Source organism: Streptomyces monashensis (assembly GCF_001866665.1).
GTDB lineage: Bacteria > Actinomycetota > Actinomycetes > Streptomycetales > Streptomycetaceae > Streptomyces > Streptomyces monashensis.
The window spans coordinates 1-26,807 of the sequence record NZ_MLYO01000118.1 but is presented as its reverse complement, the minus strand read 5'-3'; the positions used below and the strand labels follow the sequence as shown (position 1 = coordinate 26,807).

23 protein-coding genes and 1 pseudogene are annotated in these 26,807 nt (G+C 72.8%); 12 read left to right on the top strand and 12 right to left on the bottom strand.

Features of this window, described 5'->3' with window-relative positions:
• Nucleotides 1–84 precede the first annotated feature (84 nt).
• Nucleotides 85–456, top strand: a complete 372-nt coding sequence (locus BIV23_RS43075) for a YciI family protein (protein WP_071386442.1) — start codon at nucleotides 85–87, stop codon at nucleotides 454–456.
• The gene (locus BIV23_RS43070) at nucleotides 453–1,685 is read left to right on the top strand and encodes an RNA polymerase sigma factor (protein WP_071386441.1); all 1,233 of its coding nucleotides are present in this window, start codon (nucleotides 453–455) and stop codon (nucleotides 1,683–1,685) included. Before BIV23_RS43075 ends, BIV23_RS43070 begins: the two co-directional genes overlap by 4 nt.
• Nucleotides 1,686–1,738: 53 nt before the next feature.
• Here BIV23_RS43070 and BIV23_RS43065 read toward each other — a convergent pair whose 3' ends face one another.
• Together BIV23_RS43065 and BIV23_RS43060 are read right to left on the bottom strand one after the other, a co-directional pair.
• Nucleotides 1,739–2,755: an MASE1 domain-containing protein gene (locus tag BIV23_RS43065; protein ID WP_071386440.1), complete on the bottom strand. Its 1,017-nt coding sequence runs from the start codon at nucleotides 2,753–2,755 to the stop codon at nucleotides 1,739–1,741.
• Nucleotides 2,756–3,350: 595 nt separating this feature from the next.
• Nucleotides 3,351–4,181: a PP2C family protein-serine/threonine phosphatase gene (locus BIV23_RS43060; protein WP_071386439.1), complete on the bottom strand. Its 831-nt coding sequence runs from the start codon at nucleotides 4,179–4,181 to the stop codon at nucleotides 3,351–3,353.
• 321 nt (nucleotides 4,182–4,502) lie between these two features.
• On the opposite strand from BIV23_RS43060, the gene BIV23_RS43055 reads away from it, so the two are divergent.
• Nucleotides 4,503–4,817, top strand: coding sequence for a hypothetical protein (locus tag BIV23_RS43055; RefSeq protein ID WP_107471438.1), 315 nt, complete (start codon nucleotides 4,503–4,505; stop codon nucleotides 4,815–4,817).
• Nucleotides 4,818–5,162: 345 nt separating this feature from the next.
• A pseudogene (locus BIV23_RS43050) lies at nucleotides 5,163–6,333 on the top strand (Cmx/CmrA family chloramphenicol efflux MFS transporter).
• Nucleotides 6,334–6,483: 150 nt separating this feature from the next.
• Here BIV23_RS43050 and BIV23_RS43045 read toward each other — a convergent pair.
• A complete protein-coding gene (locus BIV23_RS43045; RefSeq protein WP_177240244.1) occupies nucleotides 6,484–7,707 on the bottom strand; it encodes a glycosyltransferase family 39 protein in 1,224 nt (407 codons plus the stop codon).
• 220 nt (nucleotides 7,708–7,927) lie between these two features.
• On the opposite strand from BIV23_RS43045, the gene BIV23_RS43040 reads away from it, so the two are divergent.
• Nucleotides 7,928–9,373 carry a glyceraldehyde-3-phosphate dehydrogenase gene (locus BIV23_RS43040; protein ID WP_071386437.1) on the top strand — a complete coding sequence of 482 codons (1,446 nt, stop codon included), beginning with the start codon at nucleotides 7,928–7,930 and terminating at the stop codon, nucleotides 9,371–9,373.
• Nucleotides 9,374–9,458: 85 nt separating this feature from the next.
• Here BIV23_RS43040 and BIV23_RS43035 read toward each other — a convergent pair whose 3' ends face one another.
• From BIV23_RS43035 to proS, 3 genes are all read right to left on the bottom strand, one after another.
• Nucleotides 9,459–11,417, bottom strand: coding sequence for a collagenase (locus BIV23_RS43035; protein ID WP_071386436.1), 1,959 nt, complete (start codon nucleotides 11,415–11,417; stop codon nucleotides 9,459–9,461).
• A 148-nt stretch (nucleotides 11,418–11,565) separates the two neighbouring features.
• Nucleotides 11,566–12,519, bottom strand: a complete 954-nt coding sequence (locus tag BIV23_RS43030) for a LysR family transcriptional regulator (RefSeq protein ID WP_071386435.1) — start codon at nucleotides 12,517–12,519, stop codon at nucleotides 11,566–11,568.
• Nucleotides 12,520–12,695: 176 nt separating this feature from the next.
• Nucleotides 12,696–14,108 carry a proline--tRNA ligase gene (gene proS, locus BIV23_RS43025; RefSeq protein ID WP_071386434.1) on the bottom strand — a complete coding sequence of 471 codons (1,413 nt, stop codon included), beginning with the start codon at nucleotides 14,106–14,108 and terminating at the stop codon, nucleotides 12,696–12,698.
• A gap of 170 nt (nucleotides 14,109–14,278) precedes the next feature.
• On the opposite strand from proS, the gene BIV23_RS43020 reads away from it, so the two are divergent.
• A complete protein-coding gene (locus tag BIV23_RS43020; protein WP_071386433.1) occupies nucleotides 14,279–14,848 on the top strand; it encodes a TetR/AcrR family transcriptional regulator in 570 nt (189 codons plus the stop codon).
• Nucleotides 14,849–14,883: 35 nt separating this feature from the next.
• The gene (locus tag BIV23_RS43015; protein WP_071386432.1) at nucleotides 14,884–16,050 is read left to right on the top strand and encodes a GDSL-type esterase/lipase family protein; all 1,167 of its coding nucleotides are present in this window, start codon (nucleotides 14,884–14,886) and stop codon (nucleotides 16,048–16,050) included.
• A gap of 56 nt (nucleotides 16,051–16,106) precedes the next feature.
• Here BIV23_RS43015 and BIV23_RS43010 read toward each other — a convergent pair whose 3' ends face one another.
• Together BIV23_RS43010 and BIV23_RS53445 are read right to left on the bottom strand one after the other, a co-directional pair.
• Complete coding sequence (locus BIV23_RS43010; protein ID WP_079173776.1) at nucleotides 16,107–16,877, bottom strand: class F sortase; 771 nt, start codon at nucleotides 16,875–16,877, stop codon at nucleotides 16,107–16,109.
• 165 nt (nucleotides 16,878–17,042) lie between these two features.
• Complete coding sequence (locus BIV23_RS53445; protein WP_256256442.1) at nucleotides 17,043–17,165, bottom strand: hypothetical protein; 123 nt, start codon at nucleotides 17,163–17,165, stop codon at nucleotides 17,043–17,045.
• Here BIV23_RS53445 and BIV23_RS43005 point away from each other — a divergent pair.
• The gene (locus BIV23_RS43005) at nucleotides 17,160–18,203 is read left to right on the top strand and encodes a hypothetical protein (protein ID WP_071386431.1); all 1,044 of its coding nucleotides are present in this window, start codon (nucleotides 17,160–17,162) and stop codon (nucleotides 18,201–18,203) included. The two genes, BIV23_RS53445 and BIV23_RS43005, sit on opposite strands and share 6 nt — an antisense overlap.
• A gap of 275 nt (nucleotides 18,204–18,478) precedes the next feature.
• A complete protein-coding gene (locus tag BIV23_RS43000; RefSeq protein WP_071386430.1) occupies nucleotides 18,479–19,342 on the top strand; it encodes an SCO6745 family protein in 864 nt (287 codons plus the stop codon).
• Between the two features lie 120 nt (nucleotides 19,343–19,462).
• On the opposite strand, the gene BIV23_RS42995 is transcribed toward BIV23_RS43000, so the two are convergent.
• On the bottom strand, nucleotides 19,463–20,683 hold the full coding sequence (locus tag BIV23_RS42995) for a cytochrome P450 (protein ID WP_071386429.1): 1,221 nt from the start codon (nucleotides 20,681–20,683) through the stop codon (nucleotides 19,463–19,465).
• Nucleotides 20,680–21,390, bottom strand: a complete 711-nt coding sequence (locus BIV23_RS42990) for a cyclodityrosine synthase (protein ID WP_079173775.1) — start codon at nucleotides 21,388–21,390, stop codon at nucleotides 20,680–20,682. The genes BIV23_RS42995 and BIV23_RS42990 overlap by 4 nt, the downstream gene beginning before the upstream one ends.
• A 188-nt stretch (nucleotides 21,391–21,578) precedes the next feature.
• On the opposite strand from BIV23_RS42990, the gene BIV23_RS42985 reads away from it, so the two are divergent.
• Nucleotides 21,579–22,454 (top strand): fructosamine kinase family protein, encoded by an 876-nt coding sequence (locus tag BIV23_RS42985; protein ID WP_071386428.1) that lies wholly within the window; start codon nucleotides 21,579–21,581, stop codon nucleotides 22,452–22,454.
• Between the two features lie 52 nt (nucleotides 22,455–22,506).
• Here the strand turns inward: BIV23_RS42985 and tap are convergent, their stop codons facing one another.
• Both tap and BIV23_RS42975 read right to left on the bottom strand, forming a co-directional pair.
• Nucleotides 22,507–24,939, bottom strand: a complete 2,433-nt coding sequence (tap, locus tag BIV23_RS42980) for a telomere-associated protein Tap (protein WP_071386427.1) — start codon at nucleotides 24,937–24,939, stop codon at nucleotides 22,507–22,509.
• Between the two features lie 48 nt (nucleotides 24,940–24,987).
• A complete protein-coding gene (locus tag BIV23_RS42975) occupies nucleotides 24,988–25,407 on the bottom strand; it encodes a hypothetical protein (protein WP_071386426.1) in 420 nt (139 codons plus the stop codon).
• Between the two features lie 160 nt (nucleotides 25,408–25,567).
• Between BIV23_RS42975 and tgmA the strand changes: the two genes are divergently transcribed.
• Entirely contained in the window at nucleotides 25,568–25,759 is a 192-nt protein-coding gene (gene tgmA, locus BIV23_RS42970) for a putative ATP-grasp-modified RiPP (RefSeq protein WP_071376133.1), read from the top strand.
• Nucleotides 25,760–25,776: 17 nt separating this feature from the next.
• The gene (gene tgmB, locus BIV23_RS42965; protein ID WP_071386425.1) at nucleotides 25,777–26,760 is read left to right on the top strand and encodes an ATP-grasp ribosomal peptide maturase; all 984 of its coding nucleotides are present in this window, start codon (nucleotides 25,777–25,779) and stop codon (nucleotides 26,758–26,760) included.
• Nucleotides 26,761–26,807: the final 47 nt, after the last annotated feature.

Below are 26,807 nucleotides of genomic sequence, written 5' to 3'. Positions count from 1 at the left end.
CAAGAAGCCGACGGCGGCTCCGACCAACCGGTCGAAGGGCCCCGACCGGGGCTCGCGCAGCACGAGGAGCACGAGGAGTACGCGATGAAGTTCGTGATCAGTCTGCACATCAACCCGGCCGTGATGGACGCGCTGACCGACGAGGAGAAGGCGGCGATCGGTGCGGGCCACACCAGGTTCATCCAGGAGCTGAAGGAGTCCGGCGAACTGCTGGCCACGCAGGCGCTGGTGGACCCGTCGCAGGCCGTCGTGGTGTCCGTGCGGGACGGCCAGCCGGTGGTGACCGACGGCCCCTTCCTGGAGGCCAAGGAGTTCCTGGGCGGCTTCTACCTGATCGACTGCGAGGACAAGGAGCGGGCGATCGAGCTGGCGGCCCGGATCCCGGACACCCGGATCGCGGGCCTGGGGGTCGAGGTGCGGCAGGTGATGTTCTACGAGGGACAATTGGAGGCATGACAGCACCGGCCATCGAGGACCTGCTGCGTGACCTCACCCCGCGGGTCCTCGGTGCGCTGGTGCGCCGGTACGGCCGGTTCGAGGGATGCGAGGACGCCGTACAGGAGGCCGTCCTCGCCGCCTCCGTGCAGTGGCCCGCCGAGGGAGTGCCGGACCATCCGCGCGGCTGGCTGACGACGGTCGCGTCCCGGCGGCTCGTCGACCAGCTGCGCAGCGACCACGCGCGCCGCGAGCGGGAGTCGTCGCTGGCCGCCGAGGTGGCCCCCGCGGACGTGCCGGACACCGACGACACGCTCGTCCTGCTGTTCCTGTGCTGTCATCCGACCCTGACCGCGGCCTCCCAGACCGCGCTGACGCTGCGCGCGGTGGGCGGCCTGACCACGGCCGAGATCGCGCGCGCGTTCCTGGTGCCGGAGGCCACGATGGCGGCCCGGATCAGCCGGGCCAAGCAGCGCATCCGGGCCGCCGGCAGCTCGTTCGCCCTGCCCGAGGGCGCGGAGCGCGAGGAGCGGCTGCGGGTCGTGCTGCACGTGCTCTACCTGATCTTCAACGAGGGGTACACCGCTTCCTCGGGCGGCGAGCTGGTCCGCGCCGACCTCGCCCGCGAGGCGATCCGGCTGACCAGGACGGTGCACGCGCAGTTGCCTGAGGACGGCGAGGTGACCGGGCTGCTCGCGCTGATGCTGCTCACCCACGCCCGCCGCGAGGCACGGACGACACGGGCCGGTGACCTGGTGCCGCTGGCCGAACAGGACCGCGAGCGGTGGGACCGCGCGCTGATCGACGAGGGCCTGGACCTGGTGAAGGCGGCGCTGGCCGGCCCGGACCTGGGGCCGTACCAGCTCCAGGCCGCGATCGCCGCCACGCACGCCGACGCGGCCACCGCCGAGGAGACCGACTGGGCGCAGGTGCACGCCCTGTACCTGATCCTGGAGCGGATCGCGCCCAACCCGATGGTCACCCTGAACCGCGCGATCGCGCTCGCCGAGACCGAGGGACCGCAGGCCGGGCTGGACCTGCTGTCCGGCCTGGACGGCGACGGGCGGATGGCCGGGCATCACCGGCTGCTGTCCGTACGGGCGCATCTGCTGGAGCGGACCGGCGACACGGCCGGGGCGTACGAGCACTACCGCCGCGCCGCGAAGGCCACGGCGAGCCTCGCCGAGCAGCGCTATCTGGAGTCCCGGGCGAACGAGGTCGCCGCCCGCCCGGCACCGCCGGTGCCGTGACGGCCCGGTGCCGGGCGGGAGAGAGCCGGCCGACCGGGTGCGGGCCCGGGTCGTCAGAAGGATTCCGGGTGCCGCGGCGTCTCGTCCCGGCCGTCGGTCTTCGAGGGCGGCAGCCGTGGCGGAGCCTCGCCCGCGGTGAGGTGTTCGAGGACCTCGACCAGTTCCTGGCAGGCCTTCTCCACCGACTGGCGGGTGTTGTGCTGCTCGGTGATCACGGCGGACAGCAGCAGCGCGGTCAGCGCCATCGAGCCGTTGAACGCCTGGAGCTTCGCCATGACCTCGAGACGGCTCAGCCCGGTGAAGGCGCCGACGTTGTCCGTCGCGGCGACGGTGGCCAGCACGGAGGTGAGCAACGCGCACAGCGCGCTGCCCACGAGCTGGAAGCGCAGGGCGGCCCAGATCAGCAGCGGGTAGACGAGGAAGAGCAGGCTGAGCGAGCTGTAGACGGAGACCGGCACCAGCGCGCAGGCGACGACGGTCAGCGCGACCGCCTCCTTCCAGCGGGCCAGCGGCGGCGGCCAGCGGGCACCGTGCAGCAACAGCAGCAGCGGGGTGACGATGAGGACACCCATCGCGTCGCCCACCCACCAGGCCAGCCACACCGGCGGGAAGCTCGACGCGTCCAGCCGGTCCGTGACGACGAGGAGCCCGACGCCCACGGTCGAGCTGATCAGCATGGCGCCGAGCGCGCCGAGGAACACCAGGGCGAGTCCGTCGCGCAGCCGGCCGAGGTCGCTGCGGAAGCGGACCCGGCGCAGCAGCAGCGCCGCGCACACCGGTGCGCCGGTCTGGCCGGCGAGGGTGCCCAGCACGTCCAGGCGGGGCATGGTGATCGACATGACGACGAAGAGGGCACCGATCGTGATGCCGGGCCAGCAGCGCATCCCGAGGATCAGCAGGGCGGCGACGGCGACGCCGCTGGCGGGATAGATGGGGGTGACGACGGCGCCCTCGACGACCAGCTCACGCACGAGTCCGAGCCGACCGGCGCCGAAGTAGCAGGCTGCGACGGCCAGTACCTGGACGGCAGCATGGCCGCCCGACCGGCGCTGAACCTCGTTACCCACCACACCAGCAATCTCACACCGCCACCCCCGCCTCTGCGAGGCGGGAGCCGCCGCCGTCCGGCCCGATGGCCTAACCGCACCGACACCCGACGGCGGCGCGGACCGGTGCCCCGACAGCGGCGCGGACTGCCGCCCCGGCGGCCGACCGGATCGCCGAGCCGCGCGCGGCTGGACCGACACCACGAACCCCGCCCGGCCGGCTCGGGCCGTCGCCGTCGGCATGATCGCGGGTGCGCCGCTCACGGGTCCGGCCGGACCGGGGCGGTGGTCGGAGGCGGGCGAGGTCGGGGCGGGGCGGCGGGCGGAGGCGCGCGAAGTCCCTCCACGGCGACGGCGGGCGGGCGGAGTCCGGCGAGGGCCGCCCCGGCGGACGGCCGGACCGTACGACCCGGCCGGGCCAGGCCAGGCCCGGCACAGGGCCGTACCCGCCGACGCCGGAAACCGTCACCGCCCGAACCGAGGGCCGCGCACCTCGCCGACGGCACACCACGGCCGGAAGCGGGCCTGCCGGGCCCGAGGTCGACACCGTACCGGCCGGGGCAGGGTCCGCCGGGTGATGGCGGGGGTGTGGGGTCGGTCGGGGGCGGGGGCGGGGCGGTCACATGTGGATGCAGGGGCCGTCCAGGCCGACGACGAGGACGGCGGCGTCGTCCTCGTGGCCGACGCTCTCGGCTCCCTTGATCACGGCGGCGGCCAGCGCGTGTGCCTCCAGGCTCGCGACGGCGGCGATGCCGGCGAGGCGGACGACCTGGTCGAGCCCGTCCTCGATGGTCAGCGACGGTCCCTCCACCACGCCGTCGGTGACCAGGACGAAGACGCCGCCCGTGGTCAGCCGGTGCCGGGTCACCGGGTACTCCATGCCCGACTCGATGCCGAGCGGCGGGCCTCCCTCGTCGTCGACGACGCCGGACTTGCCGTCCGCCGTGGCCCACACGAAGGGTATGTGGCCGGCGCGGGCGCTCTCCAGCACGCCGGTGGTGAGGTTGAGGCGCATGAAGGTGCAGGTGGCGAAGAGGTCGCTGCCCAGGGAGAGCAGCAGCTCGTTGGTGCGGGCGAGGAGTTCGCCCGGGTCGCTGGTGACGGAGGCCAGGGCGCGCAGTCCGGCCCGCACCTGGCCCATGAACGCGGCGGCCTCGATGTTGTGCCCCTGCACGTCACCGATGGACAGCCCGATCCGGCCGTCGGGCAGGGCGAAGGCGTCGTACCAGTCGCCGCCCACGTTGAGACCGAGGTTGGCCGGTGTGTAGCGCACGGCGAGATGCAGGCCCGGGGCGGTGGGCAGGTCCCGCGGGAGCATGCCGCGCTGGAGGGCGATGGCCAGCTCGACCTGGCTGCGTTGCAGCTCCGCGCGCTCGCGCGCCTGGGCGGTGAGCGAGCCGAGTCGGGCCAACAGCTCGTCGCCTTCGTCCGTGGAGCGCTTGCGGGGCATCGATCACTTCCGGCGATGCGGTGGCCCTCGAAGGCCGACCGCCTGAATTTTCGGCAAACGCCTAGATTTTACCGATATCTCATGATCATGCTCTCGGACAGAGCCGGTGGTGCGGGTCAACGTCCGGATCCGCACCGTCCCCCGGTCGATGGATGTGCCCGTGTCGGGGCCTCGGGCGCGCCGGACCGGAGTGGGAGATTACGGCTGCGGCCCAGGCCGCCCCGCCTCTCACGCTCCCCCGGCTCTCCGGCTGCCCTCTTCCCTCGTTCCCCGCCTCGTCCCTGTTTCACCCCGAACTCGCCCCCACGGAGGGACTCCATCATGCGCCTGTGCCGTCCGCTCGTCGCCGTTCTCGGCGGACTCGCCCTCGCCCTGACCACCACCGGCTCCGCGCTCGCCGCGGACGACGCGTTCCTGTGGATCGGTCCCAAGGGCAAGCTGTACGCCCTCGACAACCCGCCGGCGCGCAAGTGCCTGAACATGGCCCAGGAGGCCCGCGCCGCCCGCAACGCCACGAAGAAGCCCCTGGTCGTCTACACGCACAAGCAGTGCAAGGGGACGGCGACGCGGCTCGCCCCCGGCAAGTCGGCGCCCAGCGGCTCGCGCTTCGCCAGCATCGTGTTCGATCCGCGCTGACGGGCTCCGACACCGGCACCACACACCGAAAACGGGTGGCACGCGTCCGCGCCCGGGCGTTGGCGTGCCGCCCGTGTCCAGTCCCGAGGCATCCAGGCGCTAGCCACCGGCCGTCCGGTGGCGTTCTCGTCGTTCCCTTCCCTCCCGCACCCCGCAGGCCTCGTTCGCCTGTCCGGGCCTGAGGGGTCATGAGGCGTACGCCCTCAGCGGATCGCCGTTCCGCACGCGATGACCTGTGTGCTCGGCCGGATGCCCGATCTCGACTCTCGACTGCACTCACCGGTCGTGCACCGGCACGGGTCCGCGTTCTCGCCACCCGTCCGCGACACGGTGCGTGGAGTCTTCGTGCCTTTCGCTCTCTACCTGCTGGCCCTGGCCGTCTTCGCCCAGGGCACGTCCGAGTTCATGCTGTCCGGACTGGTGCCGGACATCGCCCGCGACCTCGGGGTCCCCGTCCCCGCCGCGGGCACACTCACGTCCGCCTTCGCCGTCGGCATGATCGTGGGGGCGCCGCTGACGGCGCTGCTCGGCCGACGCCGCCCGACGCGGCAGACCCTGCTGGTGTTCCTGGGCGTGTTTCTGCTCGCTCATGTGGTCGGGGCCCTCACCTCCGGCTTCGCCGTCCTGCTGGCCACCCGGGTCCTCGCGGCCCTGGCCTGCGCCGGTTTCCTGGCCGTCGGGCTGACCGCCGCGACCGGGATGGTCGCGCCGGACGCCAAGGGCCGGGCCACCTCGATCCTGCTCGGCGGGACCGCGCTCGCCTGTGTGGTGGGCGTACCCGCAGGCGCCGCGCTCGGCCGGCTGCTCGGCTGGCGTTCCGCGTTCTGGGCGGTCGCCCTGCTGCCCGCGCCGGCACTCGCCGCGATCGCCCGGTCGGTGCCGGGCGGCGTCCGGAGCGAGCCGGAGCGGCCCGGCACCGGGGCCCGCGCGGAGCTGCGGGCGCTGCGCCGACCCCGGCTGCTGCTGGCCCTGGGGCTCGGCGCGCTGGTCAACGGCGCCACCTTCTGCACCTTCACCTGCCTCGCACCGCTGACCACGGAGGTGACCGGCCTCGATGCCGGGTGGGTGCCGGGTGTACTGGCGCTGTTCGGGGCCGGCGCGTTCGCCGGGGTGACGTCGGCGGGCCGGCTGGCGGACCGACCGGTGGCCATGGCCGGTGCTGCGGGCGGGCGGGGCCGCGCTGCTCGCCGGCTGGGTGCTGCTGGCCCTGGTCGCCGGGCACACGACGGCGACCGTCCTGCTCGTCCCGTTGCTCGGGATGCTGGCGCTCGGCGTCGGTTCGACGCTGATCACCCGGGCCCTGTACGAGTCCGCGGACGCCCCGTCCCGCGGGGCAGCCCTCGCGACGTCGGCACTGAACGTCGGCGCCGCCCTCGGCCCGGTACTGGGCGGGGCGGCGATCGACAGCGGGCTCGGCTACCGCGCCCCGGCCTGGGTCAGCGCCCTGCTGACAGTGCCCGCACTCGTCGCACTGACCGTGTCCGTGCGCGCCGGGCACGACCGGCAGCCCACGTGACGATGGGCGCGGCCGTCCTGCGATGGCCGGTGACACACAGCACGCACGGGCACACCACCGCCCCGAAGCCGGGCACCCCGCCGCTCACGCCCGCGCCCGCCGCACCGACCGCGGCGAGCGGGGCCGGCGGCGCGGGCGTCCGGCGGTGGATCACAGCGGGGAGTGGGCCACCGCCGTCAGGAAGGCGCCGAAGAGCAGGGACACGACGGTGAGGGCGCCGTAGACGAGCACCGCGTGGGCGGGGCGGACCCGCCAGGTCCGTGTCAGGGCGCGGGCCATGGGGATGAGCAGCGGGAAGGCCGGCAGCAGGAACCGCGGCTTGGAGGAGAAGGAGCCGGATCCGCCGACCACGAGCAGGATCAGCACCCCCGCGAAGACGACGAGCGCCAGCGGGGCGCGCTCCAGGCACAGCAGCGCGAACAGCAGGACGCCCGCCGCGACGATCACCAGGGCCATCGGGTAGACGACTCCCCCGCCGTGCAGCAGCAGTGACTTGACGAACTTGGCCGAGCCGACGCCGAAGTCGAACTTGGAGTCCCAGGCACTCTGCACCTTGAAGTAGCCGCCGAGCAGGTTTCCGGTCTGGCTGCCCACCCACAGCACATAGCCGAGCCAGCCCAGCGGGGCGAGTACGGCGCCGGCCCACAGGCTCACCGGGACCCGGCCGCGCCGGCGCCACGCCTCATGGGCGGCGGCCAGCGAGACGGCCAGCGCGATCGCGAAGCCGCTGGGCCGGGCCAGGCCCGCGAGCGCGGCCAGCGTTCCGGCCCACAGCCAGTTGCGCTTGAGCACGTGGTACAGGGACCAGATGGCCAGTGCGGCGAACAGCGACTCGGTGTAGGCGATGGTCAGCTCGACGGCGTGCGGCATCACGGCCCACAGGGCGACCAGCGCGGTGGCGACGCCGCGCCCGTAGAGCAGGTGGCCGATGGCGTAGACACCGTACGCCGCCACGCCCGCGCAGATCCAGGAGATGAGCAGCGCGGCCTGGCCGGGGGTCAGCGGCAGGACGGTGGTCAGCGCCCTGATCATGCCGGGGTACAGCGGGAAGAACGCCCAGTCGGCCTGGACGGCGCCCTGCGGGGTGATCCAGATCTTGTGGCCGTACCCCTGGGCGGCGATGTGCAGATACCAGCGGGAGTCCCAGGAGTGGGCGAGGGTTTTGACGAGTGGATGGCCCCGCAGGGCGTTGGTGAGGATCACTGTGAGGACCCCGGCGAACCGGACGGCCACGAACAGCGCGAGGGCCGGCAGCGCGCCCTCGGGAGTTCCACGCCGCGCGATCCGCGGCAGGGCCGGCAACGCCGACAGACGGGCGGGAGGGGACGGGGCGGCCGACTCGGGCCGGGGTACAGAAGAGGTACTCACGCTCATGACCTTGAACACGCCTGGTAAGACGTGCAATCCGCGACCCGGGTTTCTTACACACTTCCACCCTGATTCAGGAAATTGCCCCTTCTCTCAGAATCAGGACAAAAAGCCGTCAACCAGCAAACTCACCGGCCGCCGATCGATCACCGACCGAGGCGCCCGGGGAGGGCGAGACAGCGTGTGGTAAACATATGAGCGCTGCCTAGCTCGAAAGATGGATGTTGTGACTGTCAACGACGACTCGTTCACCAACTGGAAGATCCGCGAGGAGATCGCGGAGTCGATGATCCCGCTCATCGGGAAGCTGCACCGCGAGCGGGACGTGACCGTCCTGCTGCACAGCCGCTCCCTGGTGAACAAGTCGGTGGTCAGCATCCTCAAGACGCACCGCTTCGCCCGGCAGATCGCCGGCGCGGAGCTGTCGGTCACCGAGACCATGCCCTTCCTGCAGGCCCTGACCGCGCTCGACCTCGGCCCCGCCCAGATCGACCTCGGCCTGCTGGCCGCCACGTACAAGGCCGACGACCGGGGCCTGAGCGTCGCCGAGTTCACCGCCGAGGCCGTCGCCGGCGCCACCGGCGGCAACAAGATCGAGCGCCGCGAGGCACGGGACGTCGTCCTGTACGGCTTCGGCCGCATCGGCCGGCTCGTCGCACGCCTGCTGATCGAGAAGGCCGGTTCCGGCAACGGTCTGATGCTGCGCGCCATCGTCGTGCGCGGCGGCGGTGCCGAGGACATCGTCAAGCGCGCCTCCCTGCTGCGCCGCGACTCCATCCACGGCCAGTTCCAGGGCACCATCACCGTGGACGAGGACACCAGCACGATCGTGGCCAACGGCAACGCGATCAAGGTGATCTACGCAGACGACCCGACGGCCGTCGACTACACCGAGTACGGCATCCGGGACGCCATCCTCATCGACAACACCGGCAAGTGGCGCGACCGCGAGGGCCTGTCCAAGCACCTGCGCCCCGGCATCGACAAGGTCGTCCTGACCGCGCCGGGCAAGGGCGACGTCCCGAACATCGTGCACGGCGTCAACCACGACACGATCAAGCCGGACGAGCAGATCCTGTCCTGCGCCTCCTGCACCACCAACGCCATCGTCCCGCCGCTGAAGGCGATGGACGACGAGTACGGCGTGCTGCGCGGGCACGTGGAGACCGTCCACTCGTTCACGAACGACCAGAACCTGCTGGACAACTACCACAAGGCCGAGCGCCGTGGCCGTTCCGCGCCGCTCAACATGGTGATCACCGAGACCGGTGCCGCCTCCGCCGTCGCCAAGGCGCTGCCGGACCTGAAGGCGAAGATCAGCGGCAGCTCGATCCGCGTTCCGGTGCCGGACGTCTCGATCGCGATCCTCAACCTGCAGCTGGCCCGCGAGACCACCCCCGAGGAGGTCCACGACTACCTGCGCGAGGTCTCGCTGACCTCGCCGCTGCGCCGCCAGATCGACTTCACCACGGCGCCCGACGCGGTCTCCAGCGACTTCATCGGCTCGCGCCACGCCTCGATCGTGGACGGCGGGGCCCTCAAGGTCGACGGTGACAACGCGATCCTCTACCTCTGGTACGACAACGAGTTCGGCTACTCCTGCCAGGTCGTCCGCGTCGTCCAGCACGTCTCGGGCGTCGAGTACCCGACGTTCCCGGCCACGGCGGTCTGACCGCCGACGGGACAGCGCGCGTACGGCGGAGGCCGCCGACCGGGATTCCGGTCGGCGGCCTCCGCCGCGCCGAGGGCACGTGCGCTCAGGCCCCGGTCCCGGCCTTCGCCGAGGTGGCGCAGGCTCCCGCCGCGCACGCCGTGAGCCACTGGTCGAAGTCGGCGTCGTACCGCGTTCCGATGCCGTCGTGGTAGACGGCGTAACCGCCCGCGTAGTCACCGACGCGGAAGCGCGCGAGCATCCGCTGCACGTCGTCGGGGTGGCGCTCCGCCATGTAGCGCACGGCGAGATAGCCCCAGGGGTAGGTGCGGGTCGTGTCGCTGTTGGCGTAGGTGTTCTCGAAGAGAGTGCTCAGCTTGTACGTGTGCTTGGCCGCCTCCTGGATCGCCTGGTCGTCGGCGACGCCCCGGTAGCCGTAGGAGACGTACTCGGCGAGGCCCTCGATCCACCACACGTCGGGCACGGACGTCTGCTGGGTGAAGTCGCCCTTCATGTCGTCGCGGGCGTCGAGGAAGTGCGTGTACTCGTGGTTGAGGTTCCAGATCCGGGCCGTGAAGCCGTCGTCGGAGTCCTTCTGGTACATGACGGACGTGGGCTGGTTGGCCGGGTCGGACGGATCGCCGTCCAGCGTGATGCCGCCGTTGTCGGTGCTGACGCCATAGATGGCACCGGCGTAGGTCCGGTAGTCGGCGCGGCTCGCGAAGACCACGAGCTGGATGGTGGAGACGTACTGGCCGGGTATGGCGCCGCCGGCCTTGACCAGGTTGCGGAAGTAGGCGTCCTGGTTCTGCACGCTCGCGCACACGGCGGCCAGGTCGTCCGCCGTCAGGGACTCGGCGCGGATCGTGTGGGCCGCGTCGCAGCGGTGGGTGACCGGCAGGGCGGCGGCGGTGAGCTTGGCGGGCAGGTCGCAGACGTCGTAGTACGCGCAGTCGCCGCCGTCGTAGGCGTTCGCCTGCGTGGCCACCGCGACCCAGAGTCCGGCCGTCGGGCCGGTGATCTCCGACTCGTCCAGCAGGTCCTTGGCCAACGGCCGTACGGTGGCCTGGAGTTCGGGATGCTCCACGTAACGGGCCAGGTTCATACCGGCGTTGGAGTCCAGGTAGGCCTGGTCGGTGCCGAGCAGGTCGGTGTGGTCCAGGGCGAAGTCGTGCAGGGTGTCGGTGATCGACGGGTCGGATGTGACCGCCTGGACGTAGTCGGGGTTCCAGTTGCCGCGCCACAGCGGGGTGTAGACGTCGTTGACCGCCCTGACCATGCTGTCCACCGTGTCGTACGAGCTGTCGTAGTCCTCCAACAGCCTCTGGTAGACCGGGAGATAGCGGCCCTGCTGGTCGGCGCTGTCGGTGAGGACGACGGTCTCGCCGAGGATGTCGCCGTTGGCGGCCGTGACGTCGTACGCGTGCGAGCGGGCGAAGAAGGTGTCCAGGCCGGCGGTGACTGCGGTGGTCAGCCGGGAGGTGTACGGGCCCGTGTCCGAGGGGTCGTTGAACTGTACGTAGTAGCCGGCGCGCAGGAACAGCACCAGCTGCTCCAGACTGCCGGTGTTGTCGCCCCGGTAGTGCGCGGCCGTGCGGGTGAACGCGTCCGCCACCGTGAGCATCCGGGACTCGGGGAAGACGGCGTGCGCGTCCTGACCGGTGACCGCGAAGAGCGTGTTCACGCAGTCCGTCGTCGAGGCCTTCACGAAGGCGACGAGGGCGGCTCCGGTACGGCTGCCGAAGTCGCCCGGGGTGCAGGAGGACGCCTTGGCGGTCGCTCGGGGTGCGTGTCTCAACATCGGCTGCTGCGGAGGGAGTTGGGCCGGACTGAGCCGCCGGGTCCGGCTTGCCGGGAGTTCGGTGGCGGTGGTGGCGGCGCCGGTGGGCGAGGGTACCGAGGTGTGGGCGCGGGGCGTGGCGGCGGTACGGGGGTGCGGCTGGGGCGCGGCCGGCGCGGGTGCGGACAGCAGGCCGACCACGGTGACACAGACGGCGGTCACGCCGGTCAGGCGTGCGACGGTACGCCCGTGCCCGCGTCCGGGCAGCGCGAAGCGATTGCGCATCGAGGTTCCTCCACGAAGTGGTGCGCCTCGGTGGGGGGTTGAGGCGTGTGAGGCACTGTGTCAGCGGGGCGACGAGGCGACAATGCCGTGTGACATAGCACATGGCACCGGCCGCCTCATAACACCGCGAGACGCTCTTGACGTGCCGCTACGCCCCGGTGACGCTCCAGGTGCGGGAGGCCCAGGCCCGCAGATGCGGCGCCTGGGCGACGAGGTCGCGGTACGCGGCCGTGGCGGACTGGGCCAGCGCCTCCAGGACCTCGTCGGTGACGCTGTCCGGCCGCCAGGCGAGCACGTAGCGGCACCACAGGGGGGAGCCGACGAGCGGCTTGACCACGACGTGCGGGCCCGGCCGCAGCGTCGGCTGCACCAGGGACACCCCGAGTCCGTCGGCGATCATGCTCTGGAGCTGGCTCTGGTCGCCGAGGAACTCGTGCACGGTGACCGGGGTGAAACCGGCCGCCGCGCACGCGTCGTAGAACACCCCGGGCCAGCCGGCGCCGTCGTCCGGGGTCACGAACCACGCGTCCTCGGCCAGGTCCGCGAGCTGCACCTGGGCGCTCTGGCGCAGCCGGTGCCGGGCGGGCAGGGCGACGAACGTCGGCTCGGTGACGATGCCGCGGTGCCGCACGGCGTCCGAGTGGCGCAGTTCCATGCCCGGGTAGTCGGCGGCTATCGCGGCGTCCACCGCACCCTCCTCCAGCAGTTCCACGATCCGTGAGGAGGCGTAGACGCTGTTCACCGCGAGGGACAGCCCGGGCAGCCGGGTGCGGACTCGGGAGACCGTACCCGACAGCATGGGCGAGTTGGTCGCGGCCACGCGCAGGGTACGGCGGGGCCGCGCGGGGGTCGGCCGGTGGCCGATCGCGTCGGCGCGGGCCAGCACGTCACGGGCCTGGGCGACCACCTCGGCACCGTAGGAGGTCGGGCGCGCGCCGCTCGTGCCGCGGTCGAAGAGCGGCTCGCCGAAGTGGCGCTCGATGCGGCGCAGCTGGGTGCTCACGGCGGGCTGCGAGTAGCCGAGCTGTGCCGCCGCGCGCCCCACACTGCCCGCGTCGGCGATCGCGCACAGCACCCGCAGATGCCGCAGCTCCAGCTCCATCGCGCCCCTCCTCGTATCGGCCGCACCGCCCCGGCTCACACCGGGCGGACGAAGCGTTCCATTGTGCCCTGCCAGGCACAAGCCGCAGGTCAGCCGACGTCGTGCGACGGCGCGTGCGAGGGAGAGAGAAAGGAGAGAGAAAAGGGGACGGAGCGGTCGTCAGCCGCCCCGCCGCCTCAGTACGCCCGGCCCACCACCGCGACGGTCCCCGGCTCGTCCTCGCCCGCCGGCACCGAACCGTCCGCCGCGACCAGGCACCGTACCGACACGCCCTGCTCGGCCAGCCGGGCCTCGCCGTCGGGGCCGAGCGTGGCCCAGGGGATGCGGGCCCAGCCGGTCCGCGCGGCCTCGACGGCCTCCGCCACACCGGTCACCTCGACCGTGCGGTCCACGCGGCGCCGGCGGGACTGCGCGAGCAGCAGCGCCTGGTCGTCCGCCAGCGCCCCGGGCAGCAGCGCGGGCAGCGCCGCGGTGGCCACCGGCTCCTTGGTACCCGGGATGCGACGGACCAGCATCGCGGTGCCGTTCTCCAGGTCGCGCGGGCCCACCTCGATCCGTACGGGGACGCCCTTCAGCTCCCAGTCGACCGCGCGCCGGCCGAACGGCACGTCCGTGCGGTCGTCCACGTGGACGCGTACGCCCGCCTCCGTCAGCCGCTCGCCGAGCGCGCGGACGGCGGACAGCACCTCCTCGTCGCCCTTCACCGCCAGGACCACCGCCTGGACCGGGGCCAGCCGGGGCGGGACGCGCAGCCCGTCGTCGTCGCCGTGGGTCATCACCAGCGCGCCGATCATGCGGGTCGTGGAGCCCCAGGAGGTCTGCCAGACGTGCTCCTGCCGCCCGTCCTTCGTCACATAGCGCGTGTGGAAGGCCTTGGCGAAGTTCTGGCCCAGCTCATGGCTGGTGACCATCTGGAGCGCCTTGCCGTCGCCCATCATGCTCTCCAGCGTGAGCGTGTTGACCGCGCCGGCGAACCGCTCCCGGGCCGTCTTGCGTCCGGGGACGAAGTCCATGGCGAGGACGTCGCGCAGGAAGTCGCCGTAGACCTCGCTCTGGACGCGCGCCGCGAAGTCCCGGGCCTCCTCGTACGTCGCGTGGGCGGTGTGGCCCTCCTGCCACAGGAACTCCGTCGTCCGCAGGAACAGCCGCGGACGCAGCTCCCAACGCACCGCGTTCGCCCACTGGTTGATGAGCAGGGGCAGATCGCGGTAGCTCTGCACCCACTTGGCGAAGTACTCGTTGACGATCGTCTCGGAGGTGGGGCGGACCACGACGGGCTCCTCCAGCTCCTTGCCGCCCGCATGGGTGACGACCGCCAGCTCGGGCGCGAAACCCTCGACGTGCTCGGCCTCCCGTGTCAGATACGACTCCGGGATCAGCAGCGGGAAGTAGGCGTTCCGGGTGCCGGTCGCCTTGATCCGGGCGTCCATGTCCTGCTGCATCCGCTCCCACAGGCCGTACCCGTACGGTCGGATGACCATGGTGCCGCGCACCGGGCCGTTGTCGGCCAGCTCCGCCTTGGTGATCAGGTCCTGGTACCAGCGCGGGAAGTCGTCCGCCCGGGGCGTGAGAACGGGTGCTTTTGCCATGCCGGGCAGGCTAGGACGGCCGGTCGGCGCCGCGCGAACCATTTCCCGCCCCCTTGACCGGGTCGGGGCGCGCTGTCATTTTTTTACCCCGACCGGCCTACAGCACACCATGATTTGCCTAAATGTTTTAGGCATGTGCATAATCGATTACGGCAGAGAGGGGAAGGCTCATGGTTCGCGCAGGTCTGAGCACCGAGCGCCTGGTCCGTGCGGGGGCCGAGCTGGCCGACGAGGTCGGTTTTGAACAGGTGACCGTGTCCGCGCTGGCCCGGCGGTTCGACGTCAAGGTCGCGAGCCTGTACTCGCACCTGAAGAGCTCCCAGGACCTCAAGACCCGGATCGCCCTGCTCGCCCTGGAGGAACTGGCCGACCGCGCCGCCGAGGCGCTCGCCGGCCGGGCCGGCAAGGACGCCCTGACCGCGTTCGCCGACGTGTACCGCGACTACGCCCGCGCGCACCCCGGCCGCTACGCCGCGACCCGCCATCCGCTCGACGCCGAAGCAGCGGCGGCGAGCGCGGGCGGCCGGCACGCCCAGATGACCCGGGCGATCCTGCGCGGCTACGACCTGACCGAACCCGACCAGACGCATGCGGTGCGCCTCCTCGGCAGCGTCTTCCACGGCTACGTCAGCCTGGAGCTGGCCGGCGGATTCAGCCACAGCACCCCCGACTCCCAGGAGTCCTGGACGCGCGTCCTGGACGCCCTCGACGCCCTGCTGCGCAACTGGCCCACTCCCTGACCTTCCCGGCTACTCCCCGAAACGCAGGCCGACACATGCACTCCATCCCGCTGCACCCCGAACTCCTGCGCGGCGCGCTGGACGTGGAACGCACCGCGCACGGAGTCCTGCCGCACCGGCTGCCCGCCCGCGCCCGCGCGCAGTGCGCCGACCCGCAGCTCGCCATGGTGGAGTCCCAGCCCTCCGGCGTACGGCTGGCCCTGCGCACCCGCGCGACCGTCGTCGAGCTGGACACCCTGGCGACCAAGCGGGTCTACGTCGGCGCGCCGCCGCGCCCGGACGGCGTGTACGACCTGCTCGTCGACGGACGGCTCGCCGGCAGCGGCCGGGTCGAGGGCGGCAACACACTCACGATCGACATGACGACCGGCGGCGTCGAGCTCCGGCCGGGCCCGGTCGGCACCGTCCGCTTCGCGGGCCTGCCCGGCACGGTCAAGGACGTGGAGATCTGGCTGCCGCACAACGAGACGACCGAGCTCGTCGCGCTGCGGGCCGACGCCCCCGTCGAGCCGGTGCCGGACCGGGGCCGCGCGGTGTGGCTGCACCACGGCAGTTCGATCAGCCACGGCTCCGACGCCGCGAGCCCCACGACCACCTGGCCGGCGCTCGCCGCGGCCCTGGGCGGGGTCGAGCTGATCAACCTGGGGCTGGGCGGCAGCGCCCTGCTCGACCCGTTCACCGCGCGCACGCTGCGCGACACCCCCGCCGACCTGATCAGCGTCAAGCTCGGCATCAACGTGGTGAACGCCGACCTGATGCGGCTGCGCGCGTTCGGCCCGGCCGTGCACGGCTTCCTCGACACCGTCCGCGAGGGCCACCCCGACACACCGCTGCTCGTCGTCTCGCCCATCCTGTGCCCGATACACGAGGACACGCCGGGTCCCAGCGCCCCGGACTTCTCCGCCATGAGCGAGGGCCGGCTGCGGTTCCGGGCCGTCGGGGACCCGGCGGAGACGGCGAGCGGAAAGCTCACGCTGAACGTCATCCGCGCGGAGCTGGACCGGATCGTGCGCGAGCGCGCCGCCGAGGACCGGAACCTGCACTACCTGGACGGCCGTGACCTGTACGGCGAGGCCGACTTCGGCGAACTGCCGCTGCCCGACGACCTGCACCCGGACGCCGCCGCGCACCGCCGGATCGGCGAGCGCTTCGCCGCGCGGGCGTTCACCGCGGGCGGGCCCTTCGGGGACGGCGCCGTCTGACCGCGCCGTCCGGCCGTACGGGCCGCCCTTGTACGGGCTGCCAAGTGGCGGACCTGTCACACCAGGTGGGCGAAGACCACCAGGTTGTCGGTGTAGTCCTTCGCCGCGTGGTCGTACGGACCGGTGCAGGTGATGAGCCGGACCTCGGCGCGCGGCACGTCGCCGTACACGCGCTTGCTGGGGAACTCGTCCTTGGCGAAGGTCTTGGCGTCGTCCACGACGAAGTCCGCGTCCTGTCCGTCGGCACGCTCCACGGTGAACTCGTCACCGGGCGCCAGATCGTCGAGATTGGCGAAGACGGCAGGGGAGGTCGTGGTGTCGAGGTGCCCGGCGATGATCGCGGCACCCTGCTCGCCGGGCGCGACGCCCTTGGAGTACCAACCGACCAGATTGGTGTCGCCGGCCGGCGGCGGCTGGAGCTTGCCGTCACCGCCGAGGGACAGGGTGGTGAAGGGGGCGTCCACGTCGATCTTCGGGATGATCAGGCGGGTCGGTGCGGACCGGGGCAGTGACGGACCGGTCTGCTGTGCACGGGACCGCTGCGGCTCGCCGGTCGCGGGGGTGTCCTGGCCGGTGGCCGGGGAGGCACCGCGATCGCTGGTCGAGGACGAACCGCGGTCGGTGGTCGAGTAGCCACCCCGGTCGGTGGTCGAGGAGGCGCCCGCACCGGAGGCCCGGGAAGTCTGCGAGGAGTCACCGGTCTTGTGGTGGCCGCCGAACACACTGGTGAACAGGACGACGATCGCCACCAACCACAGCGTCAGCCGTCCACCGCGACCGGAACTCCGCCCGTCCGCAGGTGACGGGGGGGAGGTATTTGCTGCCATCGGACACCACCTCGCTCGGATACGGCAGCACAGGGATCAGAACAAGGGCGCCGGTGCCGAGGCCCGGCGCTCGTGGGGGGACGCGCGGGACGTCCCCGGGCGGCGGGCCGCCGACGCGAGGGGCACGTCGGCGGCGGCCGCTGCCTCAGGAAACGAGCCGCCGGATCAGGACCCCTGACCGGCCTTCCGGCGGCGCACCACGTACATGGCGCCCGCGCCCAGCGCGAGTACGGCCAGACCGCCCGCGGTCACACCCGAATCGGCGAGCGCACCACCACCGGTGTGCATGCCACCGTGCGGCTCGTCACGACCCCGGTCGCTCTCGCCACCTCGGTCGCTACCCCCACGCTCACTGCCACCTCGGTCACTGCCACCTCGGTCGCTACCGCCACGCTCACTGCCGCCACGGTCACTGCCACCTCGGTCACTACCGCCACGCTCACTGCCGCCACGGTCGCTACCGCCACGCTCACTGCCGCCACGGTCGCTGCCACTCCGGTCGCTACCGCCACCGTCGCCGCCGCTACGGTCCCCGCCCTGGTCGTCAGCGGTCACCATGGCCAGCGCACCACCACCGGTGTGCACGCCACCGTGCGGCTCGCCACGACCCCGGTCGTCACCACGGCCCCGGTCGTTGTCACCGCCACGGTCGTTGCCGCCACGGTCGTCGCCACGGCCGCGGTCGCTGTCGCCACCTCGGTCGTTGCCGCCACGTCCGCGGTCACCACCGTCGCCGCCACGGTCACGGTCCCCGCCCTGGCCGTCACCGGTCACCATGGCCAGCGCACCACCACCGGTGTGCACGCCACCGTGCGGCTCGCCACGACCCCGGTCGTCACCACGGCCCCGGTCGTTGTCACCGCCACGGTCGTCACCCCGGCCGTGGTCGTCACCGCCCCGGCCGTGGTCGTCACCGCCTCCGTCGCGGTCTCCACCGTGGCCGTCGCCGCGCACCAGGGCGAGTGCTCCGCCACCTGTGTGAATTCCTCCGCGCAGATCGCCGTGTCCGCGACCGTTTCCACGGTCGCCTCCGCGATCATTGTCATTGTCGCGGCCGTTGTCGTTGCCTCGGCCGTTGTCGCGGCCATTGCCGTGACCGCTGTCGTGGCCGCCGTCACGGCCTCGGTCGTCGCCGCGACCGTGGTCGCGGCTGTAGGAAGAGTCGTCGCGGCCACCGTCGTCGCCCAGGTGGGCGACCGCGAGCGCGGCGCCGGGCGTGGCGAAGGCGAGGGCGGCCGTGACGGCCGCCGTGGCCAGAAGCCTGCGGGCAGAACGCATAGCGAAGTCCTTCCGTCGCGGCCAGGCAGCGGATACCTCATCAGCTGAATGGACCCGGCCTCGACATGAACCACCGTCAGCGAGGGCCCGGACTCGCACCATCTGAGCCGCCCAATGGAGTCATCGAGCCACCCGTCTGACCCAGTGATCACCTTCTTCGAGCGGCCGTCCGGGGGAACACGTCGGCGTGGCGCCACCACCGCGCGGCGCTCGCGCACTCTCGAACTTCCCCGAACCTCTTGTTATGACCAGCGTCATAACGCAGGCTGGTGCCCACAGGCAGATGTGACAGGTACAGCATGCCGAGGCGGCGGGAGGCTTCAGTGGCGGACGGGATGGCGCGGGCCCTGTGGGAGCGGTACGAGCCGGTGCACGATCTCGTGTACTTCGCACCGGAGGTGCGCCGGGCGGCGGACGCACTCGGACTGCGGGGGTACTGGATGGGGTACTTCGCGCTGCGCGCCGCGCCGCTCGGCGCCGTGTCCCCGTCCGTGGTGACGAGTTGCTTCTACGTCTTCCACCCCGCGCGAGTGGCCCGGGCCCTGCCGGACGCCTGGGGGTACGCGGCCCCGGCCGAGGTGCTGACCACCCGTCTGGACGCCCTGGACGCGGCGATGACCGCCCTGTTCGGCGCGGACACCGTCGGCTCCGCCGAGTTCGCCGAGGCGGCCGACCTGGCGTGGGAGGCCGCCGCGGCGGCGGACACCACGGGCCGGGTGCTGGCCGCCGCCAACCAGACGCTGGAGCGCCCCGGGCGCCCGGCCGCGCGGCTGTGGCAGGGCCTGACGACGCTGCGTGAGCACCGTGGCGACTCGCATGTCGCCGTGCTGGTGAGTCAGGGGCTTGGCCCGGTCGAGGCGATGGTGCTCAAGGCCGCGGACGGGGAGTCGGACGGGGAGTTCCTGCGCGAGACGCGCCAGTGGGAACGGACCGACTGGGCGGCGGCCGGGGCCCGGCTGCGCGAGCGGGGCCTGCTCGCGGCGGACGGGTCGCTCACCACGGCCGGGGCGGCGCTGCGCACGGAGGTCGAGGCGCTGACCGACACGGCCGCCGAGGGTCCCTGGACGGCGCTCGGCCCCGATCGCAGCGCCCGCCTCGCCGCACTGCTGGACCCCCTGGCCGACGCCGTCATGGCCTCGGGCCTGCTGCCGCCGGGCAACCCGGTGGGCCTGCCCCGGAAGGCGTAGCCCGCCGCCCGCCGATGAGAACGCCGGGTGCTCCGGGCCACCGGCCGAGTCCGGGGCGATCCGCCGGCGCCCCCGCCCGGGACCCCGGGTCGAAGACGCCGCGCGGGCGGACGGTGTCTGTTACCAGGTGACCGGCAGGCGTTCGGGGATCCGCTTCATGAAGCCCGTGCGCCAGACCAGTTGGCCGGGCGGGACGGCGAGGGCGAGGTGGGGAAGGCGGGCGAGCAGGACCTCCAGGGCGATACGGGCGTGCGCGCGGCCGAGCGCGGTCGCCGGGCAGTAGTGGGCGCCGCCGCCGAAGGAGAGGTGCTCGGCGGCGTTGTCGCGGTGGACGTCGAAGCGGTGCGGGTCGGGGAACTTGTCGGGATCCAGGTTGGCGCCCTCGACCAGCACCAGGACCAGTTCGCCGGCGCGGATCCCGACGTCGCCGAGCCGGACGTCGGCCAGGGCGAGGCGCGGCAGGGCGTCGCCGATGGAGAGGTTGACCCGCAGCAGTTCCTCGACGCCGGGGCCGATCAGGTCCGGGCGCGCCCGCAGGAGGTCGCGGGCGATGGGGTGGGTGAGCAGGTGGACCAGGGCCATCGTGAGGAAGCCGGAGGTGGAGATCACGCCGGCGCCGAACAGGGTGACGCCGACCGTGGCCAGCATCTCGTCGGTGAGGTGCGCGTAGTCGGGGTCGTCGCGCAGGGCGGCCAGTTCGCCCATCAGGCCCGTCGTCGCGTGCGTCGCCGGGTCGTCGAGCAGGGCCGTCATCCGGGCGATGTCCCGGTCCCAGTTGATCCGCGCACCGGTGACCGGGCAGGGCGCGTTCATGAAGGCGATGTCGAGGCTTCGCGAGAAGGCCGGGGCCTCGGTCTGCGGGATGCCGAGGATGCGGCAGTGCATGCCCGCCGAGTACGGCTCGCAGAACGCGCCGCGCAGGTCGGCCGTGGGGCCGTCGGCCAGCAGCCGGTCCACCAGCCGGTGTGCCTCCTCGCGCAGCCACTCCAGCAGGCCCGGCGACTTCGGGTTGAGCGCCTTCAGCACGGCGCGGCGCAGTCCGGCGCCGGTGATGTTGCCCATGTTGTTGACGACCTCGGGCGGGATCGTGAGCGCGTACTGCCGGGGCACTCCGGGGGCGGAGGTGTCCTTCAGGGAGAACCGGTCGTCCTTCAGCACCTGCGCGCACAGCTCGTACGACGACACGAGCCAGGCCTCGTCACCGGCGATCGTCCGCACGCGCCGTACAGGGGTGGCGGCGCGTATGTCCTCGACCTCGGCGGGGACCTGGGTGCCGTTCCAGGAGAAGGGGAAGTCCAGCAGGGACGGGTGGCCGGCGCGGGTGCCGGTGGCGGTGGTCATGCGGCGGTTCCTTCGACGGCGGCGGGGGTGACGACGGCGTGGCCCTGGTTGCGCGAGGCGCGCAGACCGGCGCCGCGGGAGTACAACAGCTCGGCCATCGGCAGCAGTTGGTGGTAGCAGTTGAGCGAGGAGGGCACCTGGAGGATCGCGGGGGTGTCCAGGAACAGCGGCGCCTCGGCGCACACGTACTCCAGGCACACGGCCCGCAGCCGCTCGGTCGGCTCCTCGCCGCGCGCGGTGAGGAAACGATTCACCAGAGCGTCGCAGACGGCCCGGAAAGCGCCGTCGGTGCTCAGTCGCGCCGCCAGCTGCCGGTGGATCTCCTGATAGGCGGGGTTGGTGCGGAACTCCGACATCGGGTGCCAGTCCAGCCGCCCGCCGTCCGGGTCCGCCCCGTTCACCGCGTCCCGCACCTTGGCGCGCACACCGCGCAGGTTCTTCACCGCCTTGCGCCGGGCCTCGTCCGGCGGATAGCCCGACGCCTCGTACATCTCGGCGACGTACAGGTCGGTGTAGACGAAGTCGACCTGGTCGAAGTGGTCCAGCCCCCAGCGGGCGAGGGCGTGCAGGCGGCGGGCCGAGAAGTAGCTGTTGCCCGGGGAGACACCGATCACCGCGTGCGCGCCCTCGTCCAGGATGACCTCGCAGTGGGAGGTGTACGGCTGGACTTCGAAGAGGTCGGCCAGCAGCACGGATGCTGTGGTCACAGAGGGAATCCTCCGCCGCGCGCTAGTCCCTGCGGGGCCCGGTGCCCCTGGTGTGGCTGCGCGGCGCCCTCACGCTAGTCGTACGGAATCAGTACGTGCAGTTACTGCCTGGTTTTGGCTGGAAACAGTCGTAGCAATGCTCGAAGTTCCGTGCCCCGTGCAACTGTTGAACGCCGTACTCTGGGACCGTGGTCACCCGAGACGAGGCGCACGAGGATCCGCGCCGGGCGGCGTCCCGGCTCACCGGTCGCCCGGTCACCGGGGCGCGGGCGGGATCCGGCTCACCCGCCGAGGTCACACTGGACGGGGGCACCCGGGTGATGGTCAAGCGCGGCGACGCGCCCGGGGCCGTACGGGCCGAGGTGGCCGGGCTGCGCTGGCTGGCCGCGGCGGGCACGGTCCGGGTGCCGGCGGTGCTCGGGCACGACGAGCGCTGGATGGTCACCGAGCGGGTGCACACCGGGCATCCGGACCCCGAGGCAGCGCTGCGTTTCGGCCAGGGCCTGGCGGCCCTGCACGCCGCGGGTGCCACGGATTTCGGGGCGCCGCCGCCCGACGGCCCCGAGGACGCGTTCATCGGCCTCGCCCCCATGCGCAACGCGCCCGGCACCGACTGGCCCCGCTGGTACGCCGAGCACCGCGTGCTGCCGTACGTGCGCGGCGCGGTCGACCGCGGCACGCTCCGGCCGGGCGAGGCGGCCGTGTTCGAGCGGGTCTGCGCGCGGCTGCCGGAGCTGGCCGGCCCCGCCGAGCCGCCCGCCCGGCTGCACGGCGACCTGTGGAACGGCAACGTGCTGTGGGGCGCCGACGGCGAGGTCCGGCTCATCGACCCGGCCGCGCACGGCGGACACCGGGAGACCGACCTGGCGATGCTCGCGCTGTTCGGCTGTCCGCACCTGGACCGGGTGCTCGCCGGGTACGACGGGACGGCACCGCTCGCCGACGGATGGCGTGAACGGGTGGGCGTGCACCAGCTGTTCCCGCTGCTGGTGCACGCCGTGCTGTTCGGGCGCGGTTACGCGGAACAGGCCCTGACGGTGGCGCGGAGCGCGCTCGCGCGGTGAGCGAGGTGGGCGTGGGAAGCGCAGTGAGCGCATTGAGCGCGGTGGGGCGGCGCTACTCCCCCGCGTCCGGGGCGGTGATCTCGCCGGACTTGATGTAGCGGGCGAGGTTCAGCCCGTCGCCGTACTCCTCGCGCAGGCCCTCCGCCCACAGCACGCTCTGGGTGCCCTCGTGCTTGACCATGCCCGGGCTCACCCCGACCCGGAACCCGCCGGGCAGCGGCTTTCCGTCCCGGTAGGGCAGGAAGTCGAGCGGGGTCGGGCCGTCGGAGGCGTAGACCGCGCAGTCGGAGAGGACCGCGACCGGGTACTGGCCGGTGGCGCGCGCGGTGGCCAGCATCTTGCGGTGCATGTTGACCCGGGCCTTGGAGATGACCGCGGCGCGGATGTCCGGGCGCCAGGTCGGGCGGTCCAGCGCCGGCCACCGCTCCCCCGGCCGCCATCCGGAGCGGCCGCGCTCGCGCAGCTTGCCGATGCCGCCCTTGACCGTGGCCTTGATCGCCGAGAGCACGAGGGCGAGCTGCGGGTCGCGGCCCTTGTGCCGCTCCATCGCGGCGAGGTATTCCTCGGGCGCCATGCCGGTGGTGACGCCGAGGTCGGCCATCGTGGCGATGTACGCGTCGCGCAGCCTGGTGTACCAGGCGTCCAGGTACGGGCCGTGCTCGGGACGGACGTACGCCTCCAACGGCGCGACCTCGTAACCGAGTTCGAGGGCGTACGCCACGGTCGGTGTCGCGAACCAGGCGGGCCCCTCGGGCGGCTCGCCGTCCGGGGTGAAGGGGTTCGGCAGGCGTTCGTCGAGCCGTACGTGGGAGAGGTCGACCAGCCAGGAGCCCGGCAGCGCCGGGTCGAACCCGGGGTTGTGCACGTGCGCCGGGGCGCCGAGGCCGACGACGGTACGGTTGGCCGCCGCGGCGAACGCCATGTTGACGTCGATGCCGACGAGATACGGCCGCATGCACTCCTCGTCGGTCAGCGGCCGGGCCCAGTCGTAGGCCTCCTCGCGGAGCATCTCGGCCGGGGTGCGCTCGTGGAAGCGGGGCAGGTGGGCGAGGAGCGGGTGCCCGTCCGGGGCCTCGCAGGGCGCGCAGTCGACGGCCTCGGTCAGGGCGCCCGGGTTCGGGGCGGACACCCACGCACCGGCCGCGTCGCGCACCGCGCGGGTCGGCGGGTGCAGGGCGGTCATCAGCTCCAGGCCCGTCACGGCCGTGGAACCGCACGGGCTGAGGACGCGCGTGGCGTACGTGCCGAGGACGTGGGCGAGTTCCGCGGGGGGCAGGTCGGCCGCGCCGCCCCAGTAACGGCTGTCCAGCGCGTGCCAGGACGGCAGGCAGAAGTGGACGCTGTGGCGCCGGCTGCCCTCGGCGGGGCGGTAGACCCAGGCCCAGGGCCCGAATCCGCGCCGGGTGAGCAGCCAGTCGGCCTTGAGCAGCTGCCGGACCGCCTTGTGCGTGTCGGGGATCCGGCCGGCGAGCCGCTCCTCGTCACTCAGCTTCGGCGGCAGTCCGAAGCGCAGGCACGCCGACTCGGTGAGGACGACGAGCGGATCGGCGTCCTTCCCGGACCGGTGCAGCCGGGGCTGGCCGAGCCGCGCCTCGGTGAGCGTCCACTCCACCAGATCGGGCAGCGAGGCCGCGGGCACGTCGAGCACGAGCCCGCCGACGCAGTACGCGCTCACTCGGCCGTCGTCATCGGCGTCCAGCACCGCGAGGGGGCCGTGTGCGAAGCGGGGGTCGACGGGGCCGGGGGCGCAGGAGGCGCCTGCGGCGGCCGAGGCGGAGCGGGAGGGGGTGCGGGACGCGCCGGGGGCGGCCCTCCTGGGCGCGGGCTTTCGGGCGGCGGGACGGCCGGCCGCGGGGCGCGGGGCCGGTCCGGGCGCGTCGGAACCGGCCGCCGGCCCGGGAAGGGCGTGCTCCGGACCATGCAGTTCCGGGGTCGGCCGATGTGTGTCCCCCGGAGCGGGGGCGGCGCACACCGAGTCACCCGCGGGCGGGGCGGCCGGACGCGGACCGGCCGGCCCGGACGGTTGACCGGCGGCAGCGGCCTGCGCCGTCGGGTGCGCAGCCCCGGTGGCCGGATCGGAAGACGCCACCGTGGTCGCCGGGGTGGTGGGCGCGGGCGGCGGGGCGGACTCGGCTGCCGCAGCCGCGGGCCGGGGCGACGGGGCGTCCGCAACGGACGAGCCGGGCGGCGGCGCGAGCGCCGCGGTCCCCGGTGCGCCGGCCGGGGCCGGGTAGCGCCGGGACAGGCCGTCGAGGAGGCGGCGGTAGGCCTCCAGGCGGTCGCCCTTCGGTTCGGCGCGGCCCGCCTCCCAGGCCTGGATGCTGGGCACGCGGACGCCGAGCGCCTGCGCGACCGCGGCCTCGGTCAGGCCGGCCGCCTCGCGCAGGCGTGTCCGCTCCGCCGGGGCGGGCAGCACGGTGCCGTCGTCCACGGCGGCGAGCAGCGAGTCCACCGCCGAGAACAGTTCGTCGGGCTGGTCCGTCATTTCCACATCCGTCTTTCTACCTGACGCCCTCTTTCTGCCGGACGCCTTCTACCTGACGCCCTGGCGGATCTCCTCGAGCCGGGTCGTCAGCCGCTGATGGCGCTGCGAGGCGGCCTGGGAGGAGTTCAGCCCCTGATGATGCGCGATCTGCCGCCAGTCCATGCCCCGGCGCCGCGCCTCCATCACCACCTGGCTCTCCAGCCGGTCCAGTTGATGACGCAGGCCGTCGACGAGGCTGAGGGCGGCACCGATGTCGTCGGCCGTGACGTCCGCCGGCGTGACGACCGCCACCGCGTCGGCCTGCGCGCGACGGCGGTCCGTCGCTGTGAGCAACCGGCCGAGCAGCGCAGCGTCCTGGGCGACCCGGTGCGCGGGGGCGCCGTCGGCCGCGGCGCCGCCCCCGAGCGCGGTCAGCCGCAACCGGGCCGCGGTGTGAACGTCGTGGACATCGTCGGCGTCATGTGCCATGAGGGCATGCTATCCGGCCCTCACAACGGGCCAACGATGTGTTGTTTCCTTGTGGAGCGCCCTGACGGGACCCTCCCCGACCTGCGATTACGCAGCGTAAGGAAACCATTCACTCGTTCGATTCGTATAAGGACGTGAAAAGCCGAACCAGGGAGAGACCATGCAACCGTTCACGCTCAACTACGCGCGGCCCGCTGTGCAGTTGGACGTCACCACTCCGTATGCGTACGACTCCGGACTGCAATTGAACGTCCTCCCGGACGGGCGCGCCGCCGCCACCGACCACGCCACGCTCAGGGCCCTGGGGACCACGACGTCCACCGCGGGCTCCAAGACGCACTTCGACGACTGAACCGCGGACCCGGGAACATGACCGTACTCATCCTGACCAGTGAAGAGGACGTGACGGCGGACATGGTGGTCCTCCGGCTGGGCGAGGCCGGCGTGCCCGTCCTCCGGCTCGATCCCGCCGATCTGACCAACGGGGTGGCACTGTCGGGCGAGTACGTGCAGGGCGCCTACGACGGACATCTGTCGGTCGGCGGGCGTCTCGTGAGCATGAACGGCCTGCGCTCGGTCTGGGTGCGCAGGCCCGGTGCCGCGGCGGCCCGCGCCGCGCACCCGTCGGCCTGGCTGACGGAGGAGTCCACGCAGGCGCTGTACGGCATGCTGCGGTGCGGCGAGACGCGCTGGATGAACCATCCGGACGCGGCCCGGCGCGCCCGGTACAAGCCGTGGCAGCTGCATCTCGCCCAGTGCGCCGGCCTGCCCGTCCCGGCCACGCTCATCACGACGTTCCCGCAGGCCGCGCGGAAGTTCGCGGAGCGTTTTCCGGATCTGGTGGTCAAGCCGGTCTCCGGGGCGCATCCGCAGGAGCCGCCGCGCGCGGTGCCGACCAGCCGGGTCGCGCCGGACACGGACTTCTCGGCGGTCGCCTTCGGCCCGACGCTGCTCCAGCGGCGGATCGCCAAGCGGGCCGACATCCGGCTCACCGTCGTCGGCGACACCCTGCTGGCCGCGCGCAAACCCACCGCCCCCGACGCCCATCCGGACGACGTGGACGTCCGCTTCGCCCCCTCGCTCTCCCCCTGGCTGCCCGCGGACGTGCCGGCGCGCGTCGCGGAGGGCGTACGGCGGTACATGGAGGGCGCGCAACTGGCTTACGGCGCGTTCGACTTCGCCGAGGACGCGGACGGGATCTGGTGGTTCCTGGAGTGCAACCAGTCGGGTCAGTTCGGGTTCGTCGAGATGGACACAGGTCAGCCCATCGCCGCGACGATCGCCAACTGGCTCGCGGGGGAAGGCGGTTCGGGTCACAGGTGTGCGGAGGGCGGCCGGAGCGCAGCATCTTGAGGGTGCGGGGAGCATCGGCTCGGAGAGAGACATCTCACGTGCCTAAG